The organism is Shewanella polaris, assembly GCF_006385555.1.
Taxonomy (GTDB): Bacteria; Pseudomonadota; Gammaproteobacteria; order Enterobacterales; family Shewanellaceae; genus Shewanella; species Shewanella polaris.
The window spans coordinates 4,459,485-4,483,230 of sequence record NZ_CP041036.1; the positions used below are offsets into that span (position 1 = coordinate 4,459,485).

Genomic DNA, 23,746 nt, shown 5'->3' on the forward strand with positions numbered 1-23,746 from the left:
TCATTGTTACTTCCTAGATTGCCGCTCTAAGACTAATCTCACCACCGATATAGGGCTTAATACCTTGCTCAGTTTCAAGCAGTAAAGCCCCTTGCTGATCAATTCCACGACAAATGCCACTAACAGAATTCGGTGCCATTAGGAGTGAAACTTCACGATTTACAAATAAATCATACTCATTCCAGCGTTCTAAAAAAGCCCCCAAACCTTTCAGTTCGAATAGTTGTAAATCAGCCTTAAGCGTTTTATGCAGTTTAATCAATAGTTCCGTTTTATCGGGTATTTCTTTTAAGCTAGAGAGATCACTCCAAGGTTGATCGATTAACTCACCTTGTTCCACAGACATACTCATATTAATACCAAAACCAATAACCAGCTCAGTTTGGTTCGCAGAGGACTGCGATATTTCAACTAAAATTCCAGCTAATTTACTATGGTCGAGGTAAATGTCATTTGGCCATTTTAGTCCCAATCCCTCGACACCAAAATCTGCTAATGTTTTAACAATAGAGCAGCCAATAACTAAACTTAATCCACTTGCATGGCTAATATCGTTATTTAAGCGCCAAAACATTGAGGCATAAATATGATGTCCATATGGTGAGAGCCACTGCCTTCCTCTTCTCCCCCGACCCGCAGATTGATATTCGGCAATACAAATATCACCCGACTTCAGTTCCGTGGCATGACCCAGCATAAATGCATTAGTGCTGGCCGTTTCATCAAAATAAAAGCAGCGTCCATCAATACCGTTAAGAAGGTCAGATTCATTAACTAAGGAAATGGGATTTGCTAACTTATAACCTCTGCCTTTTACACTGTATATTTCAATACCATAGTCTTTCAACGCATCAATATGCTGATTAATTGCTGCACGAGTAAGAGATAACTGTTGAGCTATAACTTCGCCAGAAACAAAGTGTTGATGACTTAAACACGCTAAAATTTGTCGCTTGCGTAGCCAATGTCCATTCATTGTATTTCTATCTCCTCAACTGAGCCCATAATCCTAGGCTCGGGTTCTAATATGACAGCAAATGTGTCATAGACCTCTTGGATAATATGTCGCGCTAATTGACATATTTCTGCACCAGTCGCATTCCCTAGATTGACTAATACCAATGCTTGATCCTTATGCACGCCAGCATTGCCAATATTAAAACCTTTTAAACCCGCTGTATCTATCAACCAACCTGCAGCAATTTTAAAACGTCCATCAATTTGTTGATAGCCGACCAATTCCGCATAACGACTCTTCAGTAACTCATAACAAGTTGAACTCACGATAGGGTTCTTAAAAAAACTGCCCACATTACCTAATACTTTTGGATCGGGTAATTTTGCTTGGCGAACTTTACACACACTATCAAATATCTGTTTTGCGGTGACCTGTGCCGGATCAAAATGCTGTAATGGCCCATAATTAATTATTGGTTGCCACTGTTTATTTAGTCGTAGAGTCACTTCAGTAATGACCACTAAATTTTTAAGCTGTTGTTTAAATATAGAATCTCGATAACCAAAATGACACTGATCTTTATCAAAATGATTCAATGTTCCAGTGTCGAGCTGCAAAAATTCAACTTGATAACAAAAGCGATTAAACTCAACGCCATATGCACCAATATTCTGTATCGGAGCTGCGCCTACCGTACCCGGTATAAGCGCAAGATTCTCTAGACCATAAATCTGCTTATTCAAACAGAATTCGACAAGGTTATGCCAATTTTCACCCGCTTGAACACTGAGATAATAATAATCTGTGTCTTCAGTAACCTGTATGCCTTTTGTTGCAACTTTTACCACAGTGCCATCGAAGTCATCAGTAAATACGACGTTACTTCCACCGCCCAAAATTAACATGGGTAACTGTTGCTTATATAGATCCTTACAAGTTTCTACTAATTCTGCTTTATGAGTGACTTCAACAAACGAGCTACAAGACTGCTGAAGACCAAGGGTATTAAATACAGCCAGAGAGATAGACATAAGAAGGTTACATTTGAAAATAATGACGCTATTGTAACAGGGAAAATAGCATTAAATTAGATCGTATCGGTTTAAATCCTTAAACAAAGTACAAGCATTCAATTCCGATACTGTGGATGTTTATTACGGTATCACTAGACACCGTTATTAGAGCAGGTAGAAGCGCATGACCAAGAAATAGTAGCAATTCAAACAAAATTGATACTGTAAAATACCATATCAATTAATTTACATAGTGATCGGCTTAACGGGCGACTTAGTGATTAACGTATAAAGCTAACATACCGTCAACCGCCATACTGGCAACTTGTTGCAACTCTTCAATGCTTGCCCCTTCCGATGCTTGTATCGACATGCCCTGAAGTAAAATACTAATGAATCGGGCTAAGACTTCAGGCTGACAATTTGTATTTAGCTCATCTTGATCTTTGGCTTGTTCAAATCGAGCAATCAATTGTTGTCTGTGCAACCCTTTTCGCACCATAACAGCTTGTTTAATAGACTCACTTGCTTCAGTGCAAGAAAGGGTACTGTTGATTAATGCACAACCTTGCGGGTGGCTACAATCAGTAAACTTGGCTGCCGCACCGAATAATAAGCCGCGGAAAACATCAGCGATATGTTCATGTTTAAAAGCAGTATTAAATAAAGAATCTGGGCGGTTTTCATAAAGCTCAATGGCTTTTAAAAATAGTTGCTCTTTATTACCAAATGCGGCGTATAAGCTGGGTTTTTTAATTCCCATGACCTCAGTTAATTCGTTTATCGAAGTACCTTCATATCCATTACGCCAAAATACATTAAGCGCTTGCTCTAATGCTAAGTCGATATCGAACCCTCGAGGGCGACCAACACAAGCTGCTTTTGTTATTGTCATAAATAGTACCTCTTATATTAACGAACCTTTATTTATCATAATCTTAAATATAAGTTTCATGATGAATAATCCGCATATTTTAGCATATTATTAAGCCATATAGGGTTAAGAACATGCAGATTAGTCGTAACTTAGACTAATGTTCAAGCATTAATTAACGCTATTTAATTGTAATTAATCACCCTATTTCACTGTGATATTAATTTATCAACCCGCTAATTGAACGTCTGGTCAAAATAATTTCATACCTAACGGTACAATATCCATTGACAGGGTTATTTTAATCTATATATTACCGTTTGGTACAGAACAATTTATACCAATCGGTATAGAAATGTAGCCAAAGACAAGAATAACGCACCCAATAGCCGGTTAAATAATATAAAAGCTATTGATTAGAGGACAGCAACATGAATACGTATAAATCAATTCAATCCACTTTGTTAGTAAGCCTAACGGCATTACTACTCGTCGCTTGTGGGCAACAATCCCCACAGCAACAAGCAAGTGCGCCTGCTGCCCCTGAAGTGAGTGTTGCTACCGTAATCAATGAACGCATTACCGAATGGGATCAATTTACTGGACGCCTACAAGCACCTGAAAAAGTGACCTTAGTTCCGCGCGTATCTGGATATATTGAGTCTGTTAACTTTAAAGAAGGTGCTTTAGTGAATAAAGGAGATGTGTTATTCACTATTGACTCAAAGGTATTTGCAGCTGAAGCGGAACGTCTTGAAGCAGAATTAACCAGTGCGATGTCGGCTAATCAATTAGCGAGAAATGACTTTGAGCGTGCTAACAAGTTGTTTAATCAACAAGCAGTATCAGAAGAGTTAATTGATACTCGTCGAAGCAACATGCATCAAACCGCAGCGGCAGTGGCCTCAGTAAAAGCGGCGTTAACCAGCGCTAAACTTAATCTCGAATACACCCAAGTTACCGCGCCGATTACTGGACGGGTATCTTTTGCTAATGAAACTGCGGGCAATTATGTTACAGCAGGTCAAACTCAATTAACGAAATTAGTATCGACAGAAAATATGCATGCGTATTTTGATATTGATGAACAAACTTACCTTAAATATGCAACGCTATCAGGTGAAACAAAACGCCAAGACCCACGTTCAGGTAACAACACCGTATTGATGGCCTTAGCAAATGAAACGGAATTTACTCATCAAGGTGTGATCGATTTTGTTGATAATACAGTCAATCAGCAAACAGGTACTATCCGGGTACGCGCCACATTTTCTAACCCTGACAATCTATTAATACCTGGTCTATTTGCCCGTGTCAGCATTGCCGGTAGTGCCTCATATCAAGGCATTTTAATTGATGACAAAGCCATTTTTACTGACCTAAACAACAAGTATGTATTAATAGTCAACGCTCAAAACACCCTTGAATATCGCGGCGTAACCTTAGGCGAGAAAATTCAAGGTTTGCGTATTATTACTGCGGGTTTACAACCAAACGAAACCATTGTGGTTAACAGCTTACAAAAAGTACGCCCTAGCGTAACTATCTCCCCTAAATTGATCGAAATGGCTGAACGCAGTCAAATAGAAGCGATACAACAAGCGCAACTTCTATTCGAAAACCAGCCACTTACAGCACAAGTTACTGATGACGCTAGTCAAGGCTAAGGAATACACACAATGTTGTCTCAATTTTTTATTAAAAGACCGATTTTTGCTGCGGTTTTGTCGTTATTATTTTTTATATGTGGCGCTATAGCAGTTTGGCAATTACCGATCACCGAATACCCTGAAGTTGTGCCGCCAACGATTGTTGTTACCGCTAACTACCCTGGCGCAAATCCGAAAGTCATTGCCGAAACGGTTGCATCACCGCTGGAACAAGAAATTAACGGCGTTGAAAACATGCTTTACATGTCATCTCAAGCCACTTCAGATGGCCGCATGACATTAACCATCACTTTCGCTATTGGCTCAAATGTTGATTTAGCACAAACCCAAGTACAAAGCCGTGTTGAACGAGCAAAACCCCGCTTACCTGAAGAAGTACAGCGCTTGGGGATTGTCACCGAGAAATCGTCTCCAGACTTAACGATGGTAGTGCATTTAACCTCACCAGATAACCGTTATGACATGTTGTATTTGTCCAACTATGCGGTGTTAAAAGTCAAAGATGAACTTGCGCGAATTAATGGTGTTGGTGCTGTGCGCGTATTTGGCGCTGGTGACTACAGCATGCGAGTGTGGTTAGACCCAAATAAATTGGCAACACTTGGAATGTCTCCTAATAATGTTGTGGCAGCTATTCGCGAACAAAACCAACAAGCGGCAGCTGGCAGTTTAGGTGCCCAACCGAGTGGCACTAGTGACTTTCAATTACTTATCAATATTAAAGGTCGTTTAACTGAAGTTGAAGAATTTGAACAAATAATCATTAACGTGGGTGAACAGGGACAAATTACCCGTTTAAAAGATGTCGCCCGTGTTGAATTAGGCGCATCAAGTTATGCATTACGTTCCATGCTGGACAATAAAGATGCAGCAGCACTACCAGTGTTCCAAGCATCTGGTTCGAATGCGATTCAAATTTCTGATGATGTACGCGCCAAAATGAAAGAGCTATCAGCTGCTTTTCCTGAAGGCCTAACTTATGACATCGTATACGACCCTACCGTGTTCGTACGAGGCTCAATTGAAGCTGTAGTTAAAACCTTAATTGAAGCTATTTTATTGGTGGTATTAGTTGTAGTGCTGTTTTTACAAACATGGCGCGCATCCATCATTCCTTTAGTTGCAGTACCAGTATCACTTGTGGGTACTTTTGCCTTTATGCACTTAATGGGCTTTTCACTTAATGCTTTATCGCTGTTTGGTTTAGTGCTTGCCATCGGTATTGTGGTCGATGATGCCATTGTTGTAGTCGAAAACGTTGAGCGAAATATTTCTGACGGTTTATCTCCTGTTGCTGCGACCCAAAAGGCAATGAAAGAGGTCACCGGTCCGATTATCGCCACAACATTAGTGCTAGCAGCAGTATTTATTCCTACGGCATTTATGTCAGGCTTAACAGGTCAATTCTATAAACAGTTTGCCTTAACCATTACCATATCTACCTTTATTTCAGCAATAAACTCACTAACCTTAAGCCCTGCATTATCGGCATTATTGCTTAAAAGCCATGACGATAAACAAGACTTCCTTACCCGCGGCATGGATAAAATGCTTGGCGGTTGGTTATTTACTCCTTTTAACCGTTTCTTTGCGCGCTTATCAGACGGTTATGGTTGGGTAGTAAAAAAAGTCATTCGTTTTGGTGTGGTTGCCGGCGTGTTGTATATCGGCTTAGTTGGCTTAACGGGCTTACAATTTGCCAATACCCCAACTGGTTACGTACCAGGGCAAGACAAACAATACTTAATCGCTTTTGCCCAACTGCCAGACGCAGCATCGTTGGATCGTACTGACGCTATCGTGAAGGAAATGTCACGTATCGCTTTAGATCAACCCGGTGTGGCTCATGCAGTTGCCTTCCCAGGCCTCAGCATTAATGGGTTAACCAACAGCACCAACAGTGCGATTTTGTTTACTCCATTAGAAAGCTTTGCTGACCGTAAAGATCCATCGTTATCAGCAGGAGCCATTGCAGCGGCATTAAACCAAAAGTTTGCCGCTATTGATGGCGCATTTATTGCCATTTTCCCACCACCACCTGTACGCGGTTTAGGTACTATTGGCGGCTTTAAATTACAAATTCAAGATAGAGCAAACTATGGCTATGAAGAATTGTATAAAGTCACCATGCAAGTGGTACAAAAAGCCAGAGCAACACCTGAGCTTGCGGGGATTTTCTCTGGATATCAAGTCAATGTACCGCAACTTGAAGTTGACATAGACCGTACTAAAGCTAAACAGCAATCGGTGTCATTGGACGAACTATTTTCAACATTAGAGGGCTATTTAGGTTCTGTGTACGCTAACGACTTCAATCAATTTGGTCGTACTTATCAAGTAAAAGTGCAAGCAGATGAGCAGTTTAGACAAACACCTGAACAAATATCTCAATTAAAAGTACGTAACAATAATGGTGAAATGGTACCTATTGGTTCATTTATTAACGTTGCCAATGTTGCAGGTCCAGATCGCGTTATGCACTATAACGGTTTCACAACAGCAGAGATAAATGGCGGTGCAGCCCCAGGCTTTAGCAGTGGTGAAGCGCAAGCTGCAATTGAGAAGATTTTGTCTGAAACCTTGCCTAATGGCATGAGTTACGAGTGGACTGATATTACTTATCAACAGATTTTGGCAGGTAATGCAGGTGCATATATTTTCCCACTGATCATCCTATTAGTCTTTATGGTGTTGGCGGCTCAGTATGAAAGCTTAAGTTTACCATTGGCGATTATCTTAATTATTCCGATGACCTTATTGTCGGCATTAAGCGGGGTATTACTTTTCGGTGGCGACAACAACATCTTTACCCAAATAGGACTGATTGTTCTGGTGGGGCTGGCGACCAAAAACGCCATCTTGATTGTTGAATTTGCTAAAGATTTACAAGACTCTGGGCTAACACCATTAGAGGCAATTCTTGAAGCGGGTCGTTTACGTCTACGCCCCATTCTAATGACCTCTATCGCGTTTATTATGGGTGTTGTACCTATGGTGTTCTCCAGCGGGCCAGGGGCAGAAATGCGCCAAGCGATTGGTGTGGCGGTATTTGCTGGTATGATTGGGGTAACGATATTTGGTTTGTTACTCACACCACTGTTTTACTATGCCCTTGCTAAGCGCGGTAACCATAAAGTCGAGTTAGCCGAACCGGCCATAGCACACGATTAACTACGTTATTGATTCAATGACAACAAAAAAGAGGTCACCCCTAGGGTGACCTTTTTTTTATGCCTAAACGTGGTTTTGTTTTACTTTACTAGGTAATGCAGAAAATGTATTGATGAGGCTCTAGAGCTACAGTATGTTCTAGGTATTTGATATCACATAGTTAGTATTTAAAAGTAAACGGCACCAGCCTATAAAGTTGGTCACGGATTAGGCTGAAACAATTATAAATTATCTTGTTGTTGAACGTAGTCAACTACGCTTGTTATTGACATATTTTGTTGTGATGAAGAATGATTTAAGCGTTTGGCAAACCAAAAACGTGGCTTCCAATAGATATTATTCAAACTTGAAATTTTGACCCCTTTTTTAGTCGAGGCATGTAAAAAACGATCACTGCCCATGTAAATGCCTACATGACGTGTGGTTCGGCCTGTTTTGAAAAATACCAAATCACCGATGATAAGCTGATTACGGGGAACTTCTTTACCCAAAACGCGCTGTGCATTTACAGTACGAGGTAATTTTCCACCGACAATATCGAGATAAGCTAAATACACAAAACCAGAACAATCAATGCCTTTTCGACTTAAACCGCCCAAACGATACGGAGTTCCTTTCCATTGATCGTGAAAACTTAATAAGTTTGACTCACTCCATGTGGGTGACGCAGACTTAAGCATGGGAGGAACCACCACGGGCTTATGGGCGACAACGACTGGCGGATTAGACGCGCACGCAGACAACAGCACCATTAAACAAGCAAATAATAATCCTTTAACCAATTCGACCCACTCCAGATCCGATACATCACAAAAATATAAATACGTTTATACAAGCTAACTATCGCAATACGCTATTAAAATATGCTGTAATTTATTGTAAATTTATTAATACCTAAAGAATTAACGCGTAATAAGCTGCATGCACTGTACGATTGATCGTTTTGCAGCCATTTTGTCAGCTTTAATTTGACAGCGTAGCATAGTGCCCTGCCAATTTGACCAAAAAATGTTCGATAATACCGATGAGGTTAAGTCCTTACGAATAAAACCTTGTTGCTGACCTTGCTCGATTAATCCACAAAACAAGCCCAACCATTGCTCATAAAGTCCGTTAAGTGTTTGATGTAACAAACTCGTTTGCGGACTGACTTCAACCATTAGGTTACCCATTAAGCAGCCCCGCGGCTTATCATCGCTAAACAAAAAGTCGATCAGTTGATGATACCCAGCTAACATCGAGGTGACATTAGCTTTAAAATTGGCATTCGGATCCATTGAAATCGGCGCAATACGTTGCTGAAAATAATATTCCGCCACTTCTGCAGCAAAGGCTTCTTTACTGGCAAAATAATGATAGAACGATCCTTTTGGAATACCCACTTCATCCAAAATCAGTTTAATCCCAACTGCGCTGTAACCATGCAGAGCAAATAGCTTTTCACCGACAGCACAAATCGACTGCTTACTAGTAGTATTTTTGTTCATAGGTTCTCCCATTTTGGCGCTACCATAAACAAAATTAGACCAGTCGCCTATATATTTCTAGTCGATTACGCCTGCAACGGCTGATTTTAATGATAAAACAACATTAAATGACGATTACTGGTTGGAAAGTTAATGAGTATTTTGCTTAATTGACTCATCGAGCAATTGCTGATTTTCAGCGCGTTTCTTGATTATTTCATTATCAATATGCTGATCAACTAACTCTTCACACTGCTTTTGTTGCTCATATTTCATTAACGGATCCGTGGCTTTATCTGTTTGGGCTTGGCATAACATGCTACTGCAACCACCGAAAAAAAGCCCACAAATAGCAGCCAACACCATCGACAAACACACTCGTTTTTGTAATAGAAAGTTCAGCATAGTTAGCGTTATCCCGTGGTTTGAACATAAAAAAACCAGCCCGAAGGCTGGTTAGTAGTATAACCGAATAAATTACCCGGCTACACGGATCTCACTCACGACATCTTTCACGTCGTCGGTGTTTTTGGCAATGGTCACAGCCAAATCACGCTCTGCATCGCTCGACACTGTACCTTCTAAGGTCACGACACCGTTTTCTACGTCAACATTAATATCGGTACCCGATACATCTGTCGAAAAGAGTAAGCGGGTTTTAACTACGGTAGCGACTTTAGAGTCTGTTAACGATTCAGCTAAATCATCACTGTCCTGGTCACCTTCATGCTTCATCACTGTCAGTTCATTATTCACATCGTTAACGCCGTCTAGGCTTTTAACCAACTCTGCAGCCAACGCTTTATCGACACTGCTGTCGACCTTACCAGTTAGCGTGACATTACCGTCTGTTACGTCGGTATTAATATCAAATGAGTTCAGGTTAGTGTTTAACAGTAACGTGGTTTCAGCTTTACCATCAATCCATGCATCTTTTGCGTCATCCTGCCAATCCTGTGCTGCATTTGCACTGAATGCCATTGAACCAAGAACAACGCTCATTAATACTGATAATGTAGTCTTTTTCATAAAGATATCCTCCATTGTTAATCTCAAGGATTATAATGCGCGAACCATGCCAGCTTTTATAAGTTACTGTTAAAAATGATAATAACGCATTTTTCATTTATTTTAATAGACTTTATGGACAACAATATCGGACTTTTTTACCGACACTAGGTAAATTTTTCATCGTCACAATGAATATTAATGGATCTCAATGTATATTCGCAAAATCAACTGGACCTCACATTCAATAAACTCTCTAGCCATTGACGCGATAGCTAATTCAATTGGCAAAAAAACATTATATTTTCAGCCAGGAAAACACTCGCTAGCCACAAATTAACAGCACCTCGAACGCTAAAAAAGCGCATGACAATATTGATTATCATGCGCTTTTTATATTGTTCATATGGCTAGATATGAGCAACGGAGAGGTTCTTCATGGTGTCACAGCTCATTTGTAACCAAGCAATACCTTCGGCAAGTTGGCTAGCAACACGCTGGTTTTTAGTTTTTTTAGCCGCTTGCTTTAAATAAACCAAGACTTGTTGTTCGGTTTCAACCAATACCGCTATCACTTGTGGTAACGGTTGCTGCTGTATAACTTGTTCAGCCTTAGCATAGTGGCGACGTGAGGATTGTTGATGATAAGTTTGGCTATCTATTGGCCTTGCTTGGCTTGAACGCACCACACTAAACAATGGTGTTAAACGATCCAGCATGCATTTTCGAATGTCGGCCATGTGGATAAAAATCCGTTTGATGTTGTAATCGTCGGCCCCTAATGTGGCTTGGACATAAAATTGTTGTCCTTCTTGGCATAAATCAATAGCCTCATGCAATAGCCATACATCGGACTCAGCCTGTTCGTCTCGAGTAAATGATTTCAATGTAAATCCTCCTGCATTTGATAATTTTACTGGCACTTTGTTAGATGGATTGTGTAACATATATGGGTACAGCACACCTTATTAAGCAAAAACTAAACCATGAACACCCCATGTACATGGGCAAAAATTAATTAACCTTCTAATTGTTAAAGTTATTATAATTTGTCCGGGTCTGATTTAATTACCTAATTACACGGAATGATCACTTGTGATTGTCAACATGGCATCACTGGTAAACATTAGACTTAACACCGCAGGGAGTGAATCGGTATGCCACGTCCAACACTTTTTTATCATTTACACCGTCGTCAAGAAGGTGAAGCACGACTCCTTGCCTTGCCGAGTTGTCAGCACTTTAATAAGATTGCTAGTTCAGTTGACCAGCCTTGGTTAGACCAACTACACAGTAATTCGATAGATGTTGCGATCATTGAATTATCACAATTAAGCCAACAAGAATACGCAGAGTTAACTGACAGTGCGTTAATGTCGGATATTGAGTTCATCTTCTTAAGCGAAGGTAAACCGAATCCTAACTTAGATCATTTAATGTCAAAAAGTGCTGGTTACCATTTTCGCCAGCCTTACGATGCCGATGTAATCAACGATACCTTAGAAGACTTTGCCCAAGACTTGCAGTCGCAATCGACTAAGTTAAAACAGCCCCTTTCGAGTGAACTAGACCAATACGGCTTATTGGTTGGTTCATCGCGGTCAATGCACAAGTTGTATCGCACTATTCGTAAAGTTGCCGTCACCGAAAGCAACGTACTTATTGTCGGTGAAAGCGGTGTTGGTAAAGAGCTTGTAGCCAATACGATTCATTTGGCTAGTAACCGAGTCAATCAGCCGTTTATCGCCATCAACTGTGGTGCATTGAGCCCTGAATTGGTCGACAGCGAACTATTTGGCCATGTAAAAGGCGCTTTTACCGGTGCTCATCGTGATCACCGCGGTGTGTTCGAGCAAGCTGAAGGTGGTACTTTATTTCTTGATGAAGTCACCGAAATGCCGTTAGAACATCAAGTCAAATTGCTACGTGTACTCGAAAACAATGAATATCGTTCTGTTGGCTCACAACACCTTAAAAAAGCCAACGTTCGCATTGTTGCTGCGACTAATCGCGATCCTGCTGACGCTATTGATGCAGGCCGTTTTCGTGAAGATTTATACTTTCGTTTAGCGCATTTTCCTATCCGCGTGCCACCATTACGCGATCGTAACGATGACATAACGGGTTTAGCCCAACACTTTTTAGCTTATCGAAATACCGCTGAAAAACTCACTAAAACCTTTTCGGATGATGCTCTTAAACTTATCCAACAACAGAAATGGTCCGGAAATGTCCGCGAATTAAAACACACAATAGAACGTGCATATATTTTGGCAGAAGATATCATTCTACCTAGCCATATCACTGTGACACCTTTAGAACCATCAACAGAACCTTTAGCTGACGATGTGCAAATTCCAGCCGGAATGCGCTTAGATGAGCTTGAAAAAGTAGCTATTTATCAAGCGCTAGATAACTCAATGGGCAATAAAAATGATACAGCCAAACAGCTAGGCATTAGCGTTAAAACCCTTTATAACAAACTCAGTAAATACGAAGACCAAACTGACTCAGACGAGCCATAGCCCTATACCTATCCATTAAATACCCATTCATTAAACGTGTTTGTTCGCTTCTGGAACAAGCACATTTAATGAAGTGGGTTTGACTTTAATACACAGATCTTCCGACTCAAATAACTCACCATCAATCACATACTGGCATGTCGAATCCGTGTTTAAATAGATTGTTTTCGCTTGCTTATGATGAATTCGACTCGCTTGACTGTCTTTACCTTCACGATCGCCAGTTAATCCTGCAAATAATAACTCGGTCATACTTAATAACTGTTGTGGCGATGTCTCGCTCGATTCAATCCAGGTAATATCTAACAAACCATCGCTAATATTGGGTTCACCATTACCTAGCGCTAACACACTGGTAAAAGGTGCTGCATTAGCAATCACCAGACTTGTAGTGTTAATCACCTGAATATCACCACCATCGATCTGTACTCTCATCGATAATGGCTGATTTTCGTCTATAGCCTCCCACAAACCATTAAGGTAGGCTAATTGTCCTAAATTATTTTTTTGTTCACGGTCTGCTTTTTGAATCATCTTCTGCTCAAAACCTAATCCCGCCAGCAATAACATTAAGTTATTATTGCAGGTTGCCGTATCAATACGTTGATGATGACCTTGAATTAAAATATCGAGCGCTTGTGCAACAGGTACAAATTTACTGGTTATGCCAAACAAGGTATGACTCAATGCATTGGTGGTTCCCATTGGAATAATACCTAAGTAAATATCAGTATCGACAATCACTGATGCCACTTCATTTACCGTACCATCACCGCCACAGGCCACTATAATATCTGCGCCTTTTTGCTTGGCTTGTTCGGCTAATTGCACCGCAGACTTATCTTTAGTGGTATACAAGACTTCAAGCTGAAAGTAGTCCGACAACGTTTGGATTATGTGGTCAGCTTCATCATGCCATTTACCACCACCCGATACTGGATTAACAATTAACCAAGCACGTTTGTGAATATTAATTTTTTGCTGACTATGCATTTTTTCTATAGCGGCCAATTGCCATTTATTTAATCGTGCCGTTTGGCGAATACTATTGATGGATTTAAGCACATCATTAACATCCCGATTTTTCTCACGACACACTAAATAAGCCGCTAACACCAACACCGAACGCCCTCTTCCTAACGCACAATGCACCACTACATTTTTACCGCTACTGACTTGGCTGTGTAACCAATTAATGGCTTGATTTAACTGCGCGACGGTCGGCACGCTGTGATCTAAAATAGGAATATTTAAATAGGCAATATTTTCATCCATCAAGGTCCACTCAAGTGCATCAAATTCAGCAGTAACATCCAAAATTGCGTCAATGTTTTCATGCTTAAGTTGATCAATATCGCTGGGAAACAATCGGCATGCTAAATACAACTGCTTATCTATTTTTTGGATTGCGGGTACTTTGTCGTGTTTTCTCGCCCAAGCGTTATACAGCTGGGAACCCATTAAAAATGGAATAAAACTCCAACTGATATACCAAGGAATACTGCCATCTTGGCTTTTTCGGAAAATGCCTGCGCTATTAAACCAATAAGCTGAACTCACCAGCCCCAAGGATAATGCAATCCAAGCAAAAATAACCTTAAGTAATATATAAGGAAGCGCCACAAAAAAGCACAAAGCCAATAACGCGCCAACAGTATAGTAATATTTAATATGAATACGGGTTAGCATGGTGGTCCTCCTGTTGAAAAAAAGCAGCACATGCGTGCTGCTTAGGTTAATACATATCCTAATAACTATCTGGTTACTCCGCAGCAATCAGTCAAACTTTTCACTTCGAATTGCATTGATTTATATAGGCATTACCCTAACGATATTAATGCATTTTCAATAGAGAACTTAACGACTTTCAACGAATAAAATAGTTAATTTGATTGGTATAATGCTTAACAGTCAGGATCTTCTGCTTTCATACCTTCTTTAACATCTTCACATGCATCTTCAACTGCATTACCAGCATCTTGGATCATTTCATCCACTTTCTCGCCTGCATTTTCAGCTTTGTTATCTGAACATGCTGATAAACCAGCCGTTAAAAACACCATTAAACTTGCCATTGTTAGTAATTTTAATAATTTCATATTCATCTCCAGGATGATGGTTGTAATCGAATAAACTTGTTTAAGTAGCCTCAACTCTGATTAAGAGATGAGGTAAATACTATGCTCGGGGAGCTTTTCCTCGAATTGCATTGGCTACTAACGAAATCACTAGCAACACAATAAAAATAAAGAAAATAATTTTCGCGATGCCTGCTGCTGCACCTGCAATACCGGTAAAACCAAATAGACCCGCTATAACGGCTATAACTAAAAACATTAATGTCCAGCCCAACATAAAAACCTCCTTGGTGTACGGTTTACATTGTGATGTGTATTGAATTTACGCTGAAGATTTATACAAATATCTTATCTCTATCGTAAAAACGAACGATTCACACCACGACTATGTATTAGTTAAAGCCAACATCGTGCCAACTTTAACAAAACGTTATAAGACCATGATTTTTAGATATTTTAAATTTAAGGTAAGAAAATCAGTAATGAGGAAGCCATAGACGAGCAGGCAATTTTTACCGATGATACGGTAAGAGTTTCAGGCTACCACACCACCGTAGCGAAATATCGATAAGTAAACAAAAATGCATCTAGTGGCTGTAATGGTTTACCCTTTATGAGGCAACTTAAGTGAAATTAAAGCTGCCAGTGCTACAAAGCCACTGGATATCCACAAGCAGGCTTCTAATCCATAGGCTTGATACACCCAACCAGACAGTACAGTTCCAATAAGCCGCCCCATGGCATTAGCCATATAGTAAAAGCCCACATCCAGCGACACGCCATCACTGCCGGCATAGCTAACAATTAGGTAGCTATGCAGTGATGAGTTAATCGCAAATACCACACCAAACACTAATAAGCCGATAACGACACTTTCCAGCACATAAAAATCTGCATGTAGCGCCACTGCAATCGCGGCGGGAATGAGCAATAAGTAAGTTGCCCATGCAAATGCAGCTCGGCCGCTCGGTACTTTGCCCTGTCGTTTACCGGTGAAATAAGGTGCAACAGATTGCACCACACCATAACCAATCACCCAGCTAGCCATAAAGCTGCCGACCCACCAATGATCCCAGCCAAAGGTTGTGGCTAAAAATACCGGTAATGCCACCACAAACCATACATCTCTGGCGCCAAACAAAAACATTCGCGCCGCCGACAATAAGTTAATAGCCCGGCTTTTAGAAAAAATATCTTTGAATTTTGGTTTATTTTTCGCTTTGCCTAAGTCATCTTTTAAGGTCACTAAACTACATAACCATACAATGCCTAATAGTGAAGCCATTAAGATAATGGCGCCTCTAAATCCTAAGCTTGTGAGCAATACGCCACCTAAAAAGAAACCAATCCCTTTTAAGGCATTTTTAGAGCCCGTTAACAACGCCACCCATTGGTAAAGCTTACCCTCGGCATCTGCCGGCACCAGCGTTTTAATGGCACTTTTGGCACTCATTTTATTTAAATCTTTGGCAATTCCCGACAAGGCTTGCGCTGCCATAACATAAACGACAGTCAACATGTCTGCGGGTACGGTAAGCATAGTTAACGCCACTATTTGCAGACCTAAGCCAATATTCATAGTGTTATTTAGGCCAAGCTTTGCGCCTAACCAACCACCAACAAGATTAGTGACGACACCAAAAATCTCATAAAACAAAAACAACATCGCAATATTTAACGGGCTGTAACCCAATTGATGGAAATACAACACCACCAGCATACGCAAAGCACCATCGGTTAAGGTAAATGCCCAGTAATTACCGGTGATCAGTAAGTACTGTTTTATCGATGGTGATAAGGAACGCAATGAATCCAACCCCATAAGCATTATTCCTTATCTGCTAAGCCGACTTTGCGGGCAAGCTCAGCGGTACGATTAGCGTATCCCCACTCGTTGTCATACCACACATACAGTTTCACTTGGGTGTCATTCACCACCATGGTTGATAAGGCATCAATAATGCTTGAACGCGGGTCGGTTTTATAATCTACCGACACTAATGGTCGTTCTTCATAACCCATAATGCCCTGCAGTTCAGTATCAGCAGCTTGCTTCAATAGTTGGTTTACTTCTTCAACCGTTGTTCCACGAGCCACTTCAAATACGCAATCGGTCAGTGACGCATTGGCTAACGGCACCCGTATCGCATGGCCGTTTAACTTGCCTTTTAGCTCTGGGAAAATATGGGTAATCGCGGTAGCCGAACCAGTGGTGGTTGGTATTAAACTAATGCCACACGCACGGGCGCGACGTAAGTCTTTGTGGGGAGCATCTAGAATAGTTTGAGTATTGGTAATATCGTGGATCGTGGTCATTGAGCCATGCTTAATACCTATCTTTTCATGAATCACTTTTACCACTGGCGCCAAACAGTTGGTGGTACACGACGCTGCGGTCACGATTGGATGAATGGCTTTGTCGTATAAATCATCGTTTACGCCCATCACAATATTGAGTACACCGTCTTCTTTTACTGGCGCAGTTACCACAACCCGTTTTACACCTTGATCTAAATAAGCTTGTAGCAAGGCTTTAGTTTTTATCTTGCCAGAGGCTTCAATCACCACATCACATTTTGACCAATCGGTGTCTTGGGTGGCCATGTTACGGCTGCAAGGAATAGCTTTACCCTTAATCACAATGGCATCACCATCATGTGTCGCCTCATGGTGCCAACGACCATGGACTGAATCAAAAGTCATTAAATGTGCCAGCGTGGCTGCATCACCAGCAGGATCGTTAATATGCACAATTTCTACATCGTCCCAATCATACGCCGCGCGCATTGATAAACGTCCCATACGGCCAAAACCGTTAATGCCTATTTTTATCGTCATAATATTGTCCTAAGCTTACTCTCATTTTTAAGTCGTAATATCAAAGGCTAGTCACTAAATACTAACCATTAAATGCATCAAAATATTCACGTTGAACTGGATGAGCCAACGCCTTGGGTCGTAGAGCTTGCACTGCATTAATGACTTTATTTTTAGGCCAGCCTAAGCTTGCTAATATCAGACCAATCACCAACCCCGTGCGGCCCGAACCACCTTTGCAATGCACTGCTATAGTGCCTTGGTCATTTAACAATTTAATAATCTGGGTTTTATGAGCTAACCACTGAATTTCAAACTCTTGTCCTGGCGCTGCATCGTCAGCAATGGGCAGTTGAGCCCAGATAATGTTCTGTATGGTACATTCTGTGGGTAAATCCTCCGCTTCATTGCGCACTATTTCATCATCGAACATCAAAGTGATTAGCATTTTTGTACCAGCCGCCTTCAATGTGGCAATTGATGCCTCGACGGCTTCATCTTTAGTGCCTGGACACGGAGTAAAAATTAGCTTAGCACCATTTTCTAACGTTAAAACATCATAAGGATGAGGTTGCATGGTTAACTCCGAAAAGTAACTTTAAAAAATTTTCAATAAATTGATTAATAAAACTGAACTCGTAAAACGACTAAATCAGTGGTTAAACCAATGTTGAGTTCGATTAATAATGGCCACTAGCGACAACATCACTGGCACTTCAACTAATACCCCAACCACTGTAGCCAACGCGGCTCCTGAATGCAGCCCGAAAAGTGATATCGCCACGGCCACAGCCAGTTCGAAAAAGTTAGAGGTACCAATCAAACAGGCTGGAGCAGCAATGTTATGTTTTAATTTAAGCCATTTAGCTGCTATATACGCAATAATAAAAATGCCATAAGTTTGAATAATCAAAGGCACAGCTATTAAGCCAATGGTTTTAGGATCTGACACAATGACCTTGGCCTGAAAACCAAACAGCAACACCACTGTGGCAAGTAAACCGATAATCGACCATGGTTTTAAGGTGGCCAAAAATGAGTTAACTGCGGCTAATCCATGGCGGCGATTAAGCAAGTAACGTGTTGTCACACCAGCAATCAGAGGCAATAGCACATACAACACCACAGAGATCAGCAAGGTTTCCCAAGGCACCTGAATATCGCTCACGCCAAGTAATAATGCAGTGATTGGTGCAAAGGCAAAAATCATAATTACATCATTAACCGACACTTGTACCAAGGTGTAATTCGCATCTCCTTTGGTTAGTTGTGACCACACAAACACCATCGCAGTACATGGCGCAACACCTAATAAAATCATCCCTGCGATATATTCTTGGGCAGATGCAGGGTCAACCATGTCAGCAAACAACACTTTAAAAAACAACCATCCTAATGCCGCCATGGTAAAGGGTTTAATTAACCAATTAATAACCACGGTCAGTAATAGTCCCTTGGGATTTCGACCAACATCTTTTATGGAAGAAAAATCAATTTGCACCATCATTGGGTAAATCATCACCCAAATAAACACCGCTACCACCAAGTTAACGTGGGCGATTTCAAGGTTAGCTATAACTTGAAAGATATCGGGCTGCCATAAACCTAACAACACCCCAGCCAACATACTTAAGCCAACCCATACCGATAAAAACCGTTCAAACATTCCCATAGCAAGACTCCAAACAATGAGGGTACAACACAAAAATATTAATCATGTTTTTTACAACACAGCATTAACGACAAAAACTCACCTTGTTCGGTCTATTTTGCATAATGTCTAACCGCTCTAATGGCGACATAATCAACCCAAGATTGTTTTCAGTGGTTTCTGCTATTACTGATTTGGCCCATAGAGGTAAGTTAGGATTGATACGATAAAACACCCATTGGCCGTGTTTTCTGTCGCTAATAATTGCCGCCTTTTTTAACAAGGCTAAATTGCGCGACACTTTAGGTTGGCTCTCTTCATTCAACGCTTCCATCAGCTCGCACACACACAGTTCACCGTGGTAATGGGCTAACATGATGCTTTTTAAGCGAATGTCATCGGTAAGGCATTTATAAAATGTAACAGGATCGAAATCGGTTAATCGTTCTGGGACAGATTGATTGTGATCTTCGATTTTTGTCTCGATGGCAATCTCATTAGAGGCCTTGGAAGTGACTTTATTTTCCACCAGCAAAAACATCGACAAACGATTGTTAAGCTCGGTCATGGTGCTTGAAAATGGATGATTGCCTTTACGGGTTTTAGGATCGGGGAAATCCCACGCCAATTGTTTACCAGCACCAGGGTAACTTCGACATTCAGTATTAGCTTTTTCACAAAGGGTAATCACATAATCAAACTGTCTACCGTTAAACGTTTGCACGCTTTTAGACACTAAACCTCGGGTATCAGCACCAAAACGCGCTATAGCATCAATGGCTCGGCTATCGACTTCTTCAGGGTGAGTTCCTGCGCTAAACGCATCAAATTGATCTGCGGCTTTATTTCTTAACAAGGCTTCTGCCATTTGAGATCGCGCAGAGTTACCCGTACATAAGAACAACACACTTTTCTTTTTCATTGATGGCACACCTAGCAAGAATATGCCAACAACTATATATATGATTATTTACATATACAAGCAAAGAAAGGAAAAAACCTGTTTATATTATTAAATATAAACAGGAACGATTTAAGCGACTTTAGTGCTTATCTAGCCAATCCAACGCTAATGGCCACAAGGCTTGAGATTTACTGCTAAAAAACTTCATATGACCGATTTCTGATAACCCATGTTCACTTGGCGTTAGGGTTAAGGTTTGACCATTAAGTTTAGGAAACACCGACATCATGTCTGCTACGTTGGCATTATTGGCAATATCATCATCCACCGCATTCACCCACAATGACGGTAAAGTCAGTTCGTTATAACAATGTTGATGCACCGTTTTACCAAAAGCCGTTTTGACATAACCTTGGCCGTTACACCATTGCTGCCATTGTTTGGCTACGCTCTTTGGCAGTGGCTCTCCCATACCCAGCCACTGAGACTTAGTATGACCAAACATCGCATTACTTAACGGAATAAAAAAGTTCATAAAAAAATGCGCTTGAACTAAATAGGCCAACTTCATATTTGTTAGCTGACCAGAAGAACATGCAAAATTGAACATTGAACTAATGTCCATTGCATTATGCATTAATCCTATTAGTTGGCCACCAGCACTGTGGCCCATCAAATGGTATTTAGTTTGCGGAAATATCTGTTGTAAACATTCCAGCACCGCTGGCATGTCTTTTTCGCCCCAACACTGCAACGATGCAGCATTTTGAGCAATTGGCCCGGTTGATGAGCCACCAATACCTCGGTTATCAAACGTAATAACGCCATAATCATTATTAGCAAGGTAGTTAGCAAAACTAGCGTAAAACAGTCTTTTAATCCCTGTAGCAGGCGCCATCATCACCGCACCTTTCACTGTGCTAGTGGGCTGATAAACGGAGGCAGCAAGTGATTCACCGTCGCTGCATGTTATTGTTATTTGCTTTACATTTTGCAGACTCATCGTGTTGTCATCACACCTATTTGGGGTTAATCAATATTACCTATATGCCAAAGTAACAGATATTGTCATACAGGCAATAAAACCGTCTATTCATGTCAAACTGAAATATTAAACGGAAATGCTATGTTTGATTTAAGACCATAAAACATAGCAACAAGTGTGTTGTCGTCAATCCACAAATAGTCATTAAATTAATTCTTTTCTATATGGAATACTACTTTGTGCCCCATGGCGGGTGACGGCAATAGATGATGCTTTATTGGCAAATTCGACAGCGTCTTTTATGCTTTTGCCTTCATCTAATGCCACCATTAATGCGCCATTAAAAGTGTCTCCAGCGGCTACAGTATCAACTGCGCAAACAGTGGGAGCTGGAATAATTTGCCCTTGGCCTTGTTCGCTTAGGTAAGCCCCTTTGCTGCCAAGCGTAATGATGACGATATTGATACCTTGCTGATGAAGATACTCTGCTGCTTTTGATGCGCTTTGTTGATCGATAACCTCAATTCCGCTTAATGCCAAAGCTTCTGTTTCGTTAGGGGTGATAATATCGATTAAGCTCAATACATCATGACTAAGTTTCGCTGCGGGGGCGGGGTTTAGAATGGTTGTGCAATGATATTGTTTGGCCAGTGTTAATGCCTGCTGCACACTATCAATAGGCGTTTCTAGTTGAATCAACATGTAATCAGCTTGAGCAAATAATGCTTGTTGTTGCTGAATATGTTGAGCAGACAAATAGGCATTAGCGCCAGGAACCACCCCAATACTGTTTTCGCCATGTTGGTTAACAAAAATCACCGCAGTGCCAGTGCTTTGATTGGCAATCTCATAACAGCCGCTTAAATCGATACCATCAGCGGCCCAAGTTTTTCGCATTGTTGCTGCATTGCTATCGTCACCAAGAGCACTGATAAAATAGATATTTTGGTCAGCATTACGTAATCGTGCCGCTGCAACCGCTTGGTTTGCGCCTTTTCCGCCCAATTCTAGTCGATATTGCTGACTGATTAAGGTTTGCCCTGCTTGGGGTAATTCATCAAATGTTAAAACATGGTCGGCATTGGCACTACCAACAACTAATAAAGTACTCATGGATATCCTTAGTTGCCATGCAAGAACTGCATGGCATGAGTTAACCAGGGCTGCTGATCATTCAAGGTTGTTTTTGCAGCGAATTGTTGGCCCATAATTAAAATTATGAGTTACAAGGCTGAGGCTTTATGGTGTCGTTATTCTACAAAAAAAGCTGACAACACAGTAAAAACGATCAACAAATGCTGCCCGAAGGGTTCAGCAAAAGCGGTTTACTCTTTGTTGAGCGATTCTTTGATTAGCGAGTGGTGCTTAGATGACTAGGCAGCAATCCACTCGCCTCGATTAAAACGCTTTTATCTCAAACAAAATTTAACCGGCAAAGATCTACAGACCCGAGTAATCGTTTAAACGCTCAACGATGAAATCAACAAAACCAGAGCGATCAATATTAAACAATACTTTGGCATTGTGCGGTTTTCCGGTTAATTGATAACGATCAACCACAGTCATACCTTGGGTATGCTCACCTTTGGTTTCGATACCTACCCAGCAATCGATGGCAGTAAATAGCGACGGATTGAGCAGCCACGCAATAGTACAAGGATCATGTAATGGCGCCCCAGTGAAACCCCATTTGGGATCGCGATGGTAAATCATGAAAAAGTCGAGTAGCTCGGCAACGCATTTAGCTATCGGGTTGTTAATCGCTCTAATTCGCTCAATATCCTCATCCATAATTTGTGCTTCATGAGTAACATCTAGGCCACACATGACAATGGGAATACCTGATTTAAACACCATATCAGCAGCTTCTGGATCGACAAAAATATTAAACTCCGCAGCAGGAGTCCAATTGCCAACGCCAGCTGCACCACCCATTAAGACAATACTGTCTATGTTACTATGAAGCTCAGGATGTGCAGCAAGAAACAGTGCAATATTCGTTAATGGGCCAGTAGGAACCAGTGTGACAGCTTGCTGGCTGTTTCTAACTTTATCGGCCATTAATTCAATGGCACTTTGTGCCACTGGAGCGAATGCAGGATCTGGCAGTTTTGGACCATCAAGGCCACTTTCGCCATGTACGTTGTCTGCAATGATCAATTCTCGCGCTAAAGGCTTAGGTGCACCACCCGCAACAGGAATATCATGACGACCGAGTAATGTTAATACCCGCAGTGCATTATTGAGGGTTTTTTCCGGAGTTTGATTGCCTGCACTGGTTGTTACGGCTAGCACATCGAGCTTAGCAGAACTGAGTGCTAAAATAAGTGAAATAGCATCATCATGACCGGGATCGCAATCGAGAATAACGGGACGTTTCATAGGTAATTGCCTTATTCGAATGTACAGTTAATGTATCACTTGCTTGTCAGAGCATTCATGCTTAAACGATAAAAATGTGATCTAAAATCAAGATTAAGTAAACAACTCATCGCTATTGGATGCAGTTAATATAAACTCACTTAAGGCAATTGAAGTCTGATACGTGTTTCAAATGTTATAAAAAATAATTATGTAAACAAAACACATATTATCAGTGACATAACATTTACAGTGCGACTTAATT

Annotated in this window: 22 protein-coding genes; 3 read left to right on the plus strand and 19 right to left on the minus strand. The window is 40.9% G+C overall.

What is annotated here, in order from left to right; translation table 11 throughout:
- Nucleotides 1-13: 13 nt before the first annotated feature.
- The 3 genes from birA to FH971_RS19515 form a co-directional block, all read right to left on the minus strand.
- Nucleotides 14-976, minus strand: a complete 963-nt coding sequence (gene birA / locus FH971_RS19505; protein ID WP_137224519.1) for a bifunctional biotin--[acetyl-CoA-carboxylase] ligase/biotin operon repressor BirA — start codon at nt 974-976, stop codon at nt 14-16.
- Nucleotides 973-1,989, minus strand: a complete 1,017-nt coding sequence (murB, locus tag FH971_RS19510; protein ID WP_140235378.1) for a UDP-N-acetylmuramate dehydrogenase — start codon at nt 1,987-1,989, stop codon at nt 973-975. Before murB ends, birA begins: the two co-directional genes overlap by 4 nt.
- Nucleotides 1,990-2,245: 256 nt before the next feature.
- A complete protein-coding gene (locus tag FH971_RS19515; protein ID WP_137224513.1) occupies nt 2,246-2,866 on the minus strand; it encodes a TetR/AcrR family transcriptional regulator in 621 nt (206 codons plus the stop codon).
- Between the two features lie 410 nt (nt 2,867-3,276).
- Here FH971_RS19515 and FH971_RS19520 point away from each other — a divergent pair, with 410 nt between their 5' ends.
- Both FH971_RS19520 and FH971_RS19525 read left to right on the plus strand, forming a co-directional pair.
- On the plus strand, nt 3,277-4,512 hold the full coding sequence (locus FH971_RS19520; RefSeq protein ID WP_137224510.1) for an efflux RND transporter periplasmic adaptor subunit: 1,236 nt from the start codon (nt 3,277-3,279) through the stop codon (nt 4,510-4,512).
- Nucleotides 4,513-4,524: 12 nt separating this feature from the next.
- On the plus strand, nt 4,525-7,686 hold the full coding sequence (locus tag FH971_RS19525; protein ID WP_140235379.1) for an efflux RND transporter permease subunit: 3,162 nt from the start codon (nt 4,525-4,527) through the stop codon (nt 7,684-7,686).
- Nucleotides 7,687-7,907: 221 nt separating this feature from the next.
- Here the strand turns inward: FH971_RS19525 and FH971_RS19530 are convergent, their stop codons facing one another.
- From FH971_RS19530 to FH971_RS19550, 5 genes are all read right to left on the minus strand, one after another.
- A complete protein-coding gene (locus FH971_RS19530; RefSeq protein ID WP_140235654.1) occupies nt 7,908-8,438 on the minus strand; it encodes a C40 family peptidase in 531 nt (176 codons plus the stop codon).
- Between the two features lie 150 nt (nt 8,439-8,588).
- Nucleotides 8,589-9,173 carry a TetR/AcrR family transcriptional regulator gene (locus FH971_RS19535; RefSeq protein WP_167496060.1) on the minus strand — a complete coding sequence of 195 codons (585 nt, stop codon included), beginning with the start codon at nt 9,171-9,173 and terminating at the stop codon, nt 8,589-8,591.
- Between the two features lie 129 nt (nt 9,174-9,302).
- A complete protein-coding gene (locus FH971_RS19540) occupies nt 9,303-9,557 on the minus strand; it encodes a hypothetical protein (protein ID WP_140235381.1) in 255 nt (84 codons plus the stop codon).
- Nucleotides 9,558-9,629: 72 nt separating this feature from the next.
- Nucleotides 9,630-10,181: a BON domain-containing protein gene (locus FH971_RS19545; RefSeq protein WP_140235382.1), complete on the minus strand. Its 552-nt coding sequence runs from the start codon at nt 10,179-10,181 to the stop codon at nt 9,630-9,632.
- A 389-nt stretch (nt 10,182-10,570) separates the two neighbouring features.
- Nucleotides 10,571-11,047, minus strand: a complete 477-nt coding sequence (locus FH971_RS19550) for a glutamyl-tRNA reductase (protein ID WP_167496061.1) — start codon at nt 11,045-11,047, stop codon at nt 10,571-10,573.
- Nucleotides 11,048-11,317: 270 nt separating this feature from the next.
- Here FH971_RS19550 and FH971_RS19555 point away from each other — a divergent pair, with 270 nt between their 5' ends.
- Entirely contained in the window at nt 11,318-12,685 is a 1,368-nt protein-coding gene (locus FH971_RS19555; RefSeq protein ID WP_140235384.1) for a sigma-54 interaction domain-containing protein, read from the plus strand.
- A 30-nt stretch (nt 12,686-12,715) separates the two neighbouring features.
- Here FH971_RS19555 and FH971_RS19560 read toward each other — a convergent pair whose 3' ends face one another.
- The 11 genes from FH971_RS19560 to rihA all read right to left on the minus strand — a co-directional run bounded on the left by FH971_RS19560 (nt 12,716) and on the right by rihA (nt 23,502).
- Entirely contained in the window at nt 12,716-14,374 is a 1,659-nt protein-coding gene (locus tag FH971_RS19560) for a diacylglycerol kinase family protein (RefSeq protein ID WP_140235385.1), read from the minus strand.
- A gap of 215 nt (nt 14,375-14,589) precedes the next feature.
- Nucleotides 14,590-14,784: a hypothetical protein gene (locus FH971_RS19565; RefSeq protein WP_101033394.1), complete on the minus strand. Its 195-nt coding sequence runs from the start codon at nt 14,782-14,784 to the stop codon at nt 14,590-14,592.
- Nucleotides 14,785-14,863: 79 nt separating this feature from the next.
- Nucleotides 14,864-15,040 (minus strand): DUF1328 family protein, encoded by a 177-nt coding sequence (locus tag FH971_RS19570; protein ID WP_011639407.1) that lies wholly within the window; start codon nt 15,038-15,040, stop codon nt 14,864-14,866.
- A 327-nt stretch (nt 15,041-15,367) separates the two neighbouring features.
- Nucleotides 15,368-16,585, minus strand: coding sequence for an organoarsenical effux MFS transporter ArsJ (gene arsJ / locus FH971_RS19575; RefSeq protein ID WP_140235386.1), 1,218 nt, complete (start codon nt 16,583-16,585; stop codon nt 15,368-15,370).
- Between the two features lie 5 nt (nt 16,586-16,590).
- Nucleotides 16,591-17,601 (minus strand): ArsJ-associated glyceraldehyde-3-phosphate dehydrogenase, encoded by a 1,011-nt coding sequence (locus FH971_RS19580; RefSeq protein WP_137224485.1) that lies wholly within the window; start codon nt 17,599-17,601, stop codon nt 16,591-16,593.
- Nucleotides 17,602-17,662: 61 nt separating this feature from the next.
- Complete coding sequence (locus FH971_RS19585; protein WP_137224482.1) at nt 17,663-18,157, minus strand: phosphatase domain-containing putative toxin; 495 nt, start codon at nt 18,155-18,157, stop codon at nt 17,663-17,665.
- Between the two features lie 75 nt (nt 18,158-18,232).
- Nucleotides 18,233-19,252, minus strand: coding sequence for an ACR3 family arsenite efflux transporter (gene arsB, locus FH971_RS19590; protein WP_140235387.1), 1,020 nt, complete (start codon nt 19,250-19,252; stop codon nt 18,233-18,235).
- A 64-nt stretch (nt 19,253-19,316) separates the two neighbouring features.
- Nucleotides 19,317-20,153 carry a metalloregulator ArsR/SmtB family transcription factor gene (locus FH971_RS19595; RefSeq protein ID WP_206194436.1) on the minus strand — a complete coding sequence of 279 codons (837 nt, stop codon included), beginning with the start codon at nt 20,151-20,153 and terminating at the stop codon, nt 19,317-19,319.
- Nucleotides 20,154-20,274: 121 nt separating this feature from the next.
- The gene (locus FH971_RS19600) at nt 20,275-21,138 is read right to left on the minus strand and encodes an alpha/beta hydrolase family protein (protein WP_140235388.1); all 864 of its coding nucleotides are present in this window, start codon (nt 21,136-21,138) and stop codon (nt 20,275-20,277) included.
- Nucleotides 21,139-21,324: 186 nt separating this feature from the next.
- Nucleotides 21,325-22,233: a ribokinase gene (rbsK, locus tag FH971_RS19605; RefSeq protein WP_140235389.1), complete on the minus strand. Its 909-nt coding sequence runs from the start codon at nt 22,231-22,233 to the stop codon at nt 21,325-21,327.
- A gap of 327 nt (nt 22,234-22,560) precedes the next feature.
- A complete protein-coding gene (gene rihA / locus FH971_RS19610) occupies nt 22,561-23,502 on the minus strand; it encodes a pyrimidine-specific ribonucleoside hydrolase RihA (RefSeq protein ID WP_137224453.1) in 942 nt (313 codons plus the stop codon).
- Between the last annotated feature and the right edge of the window lie 244 nt (nt 23,503-23,746).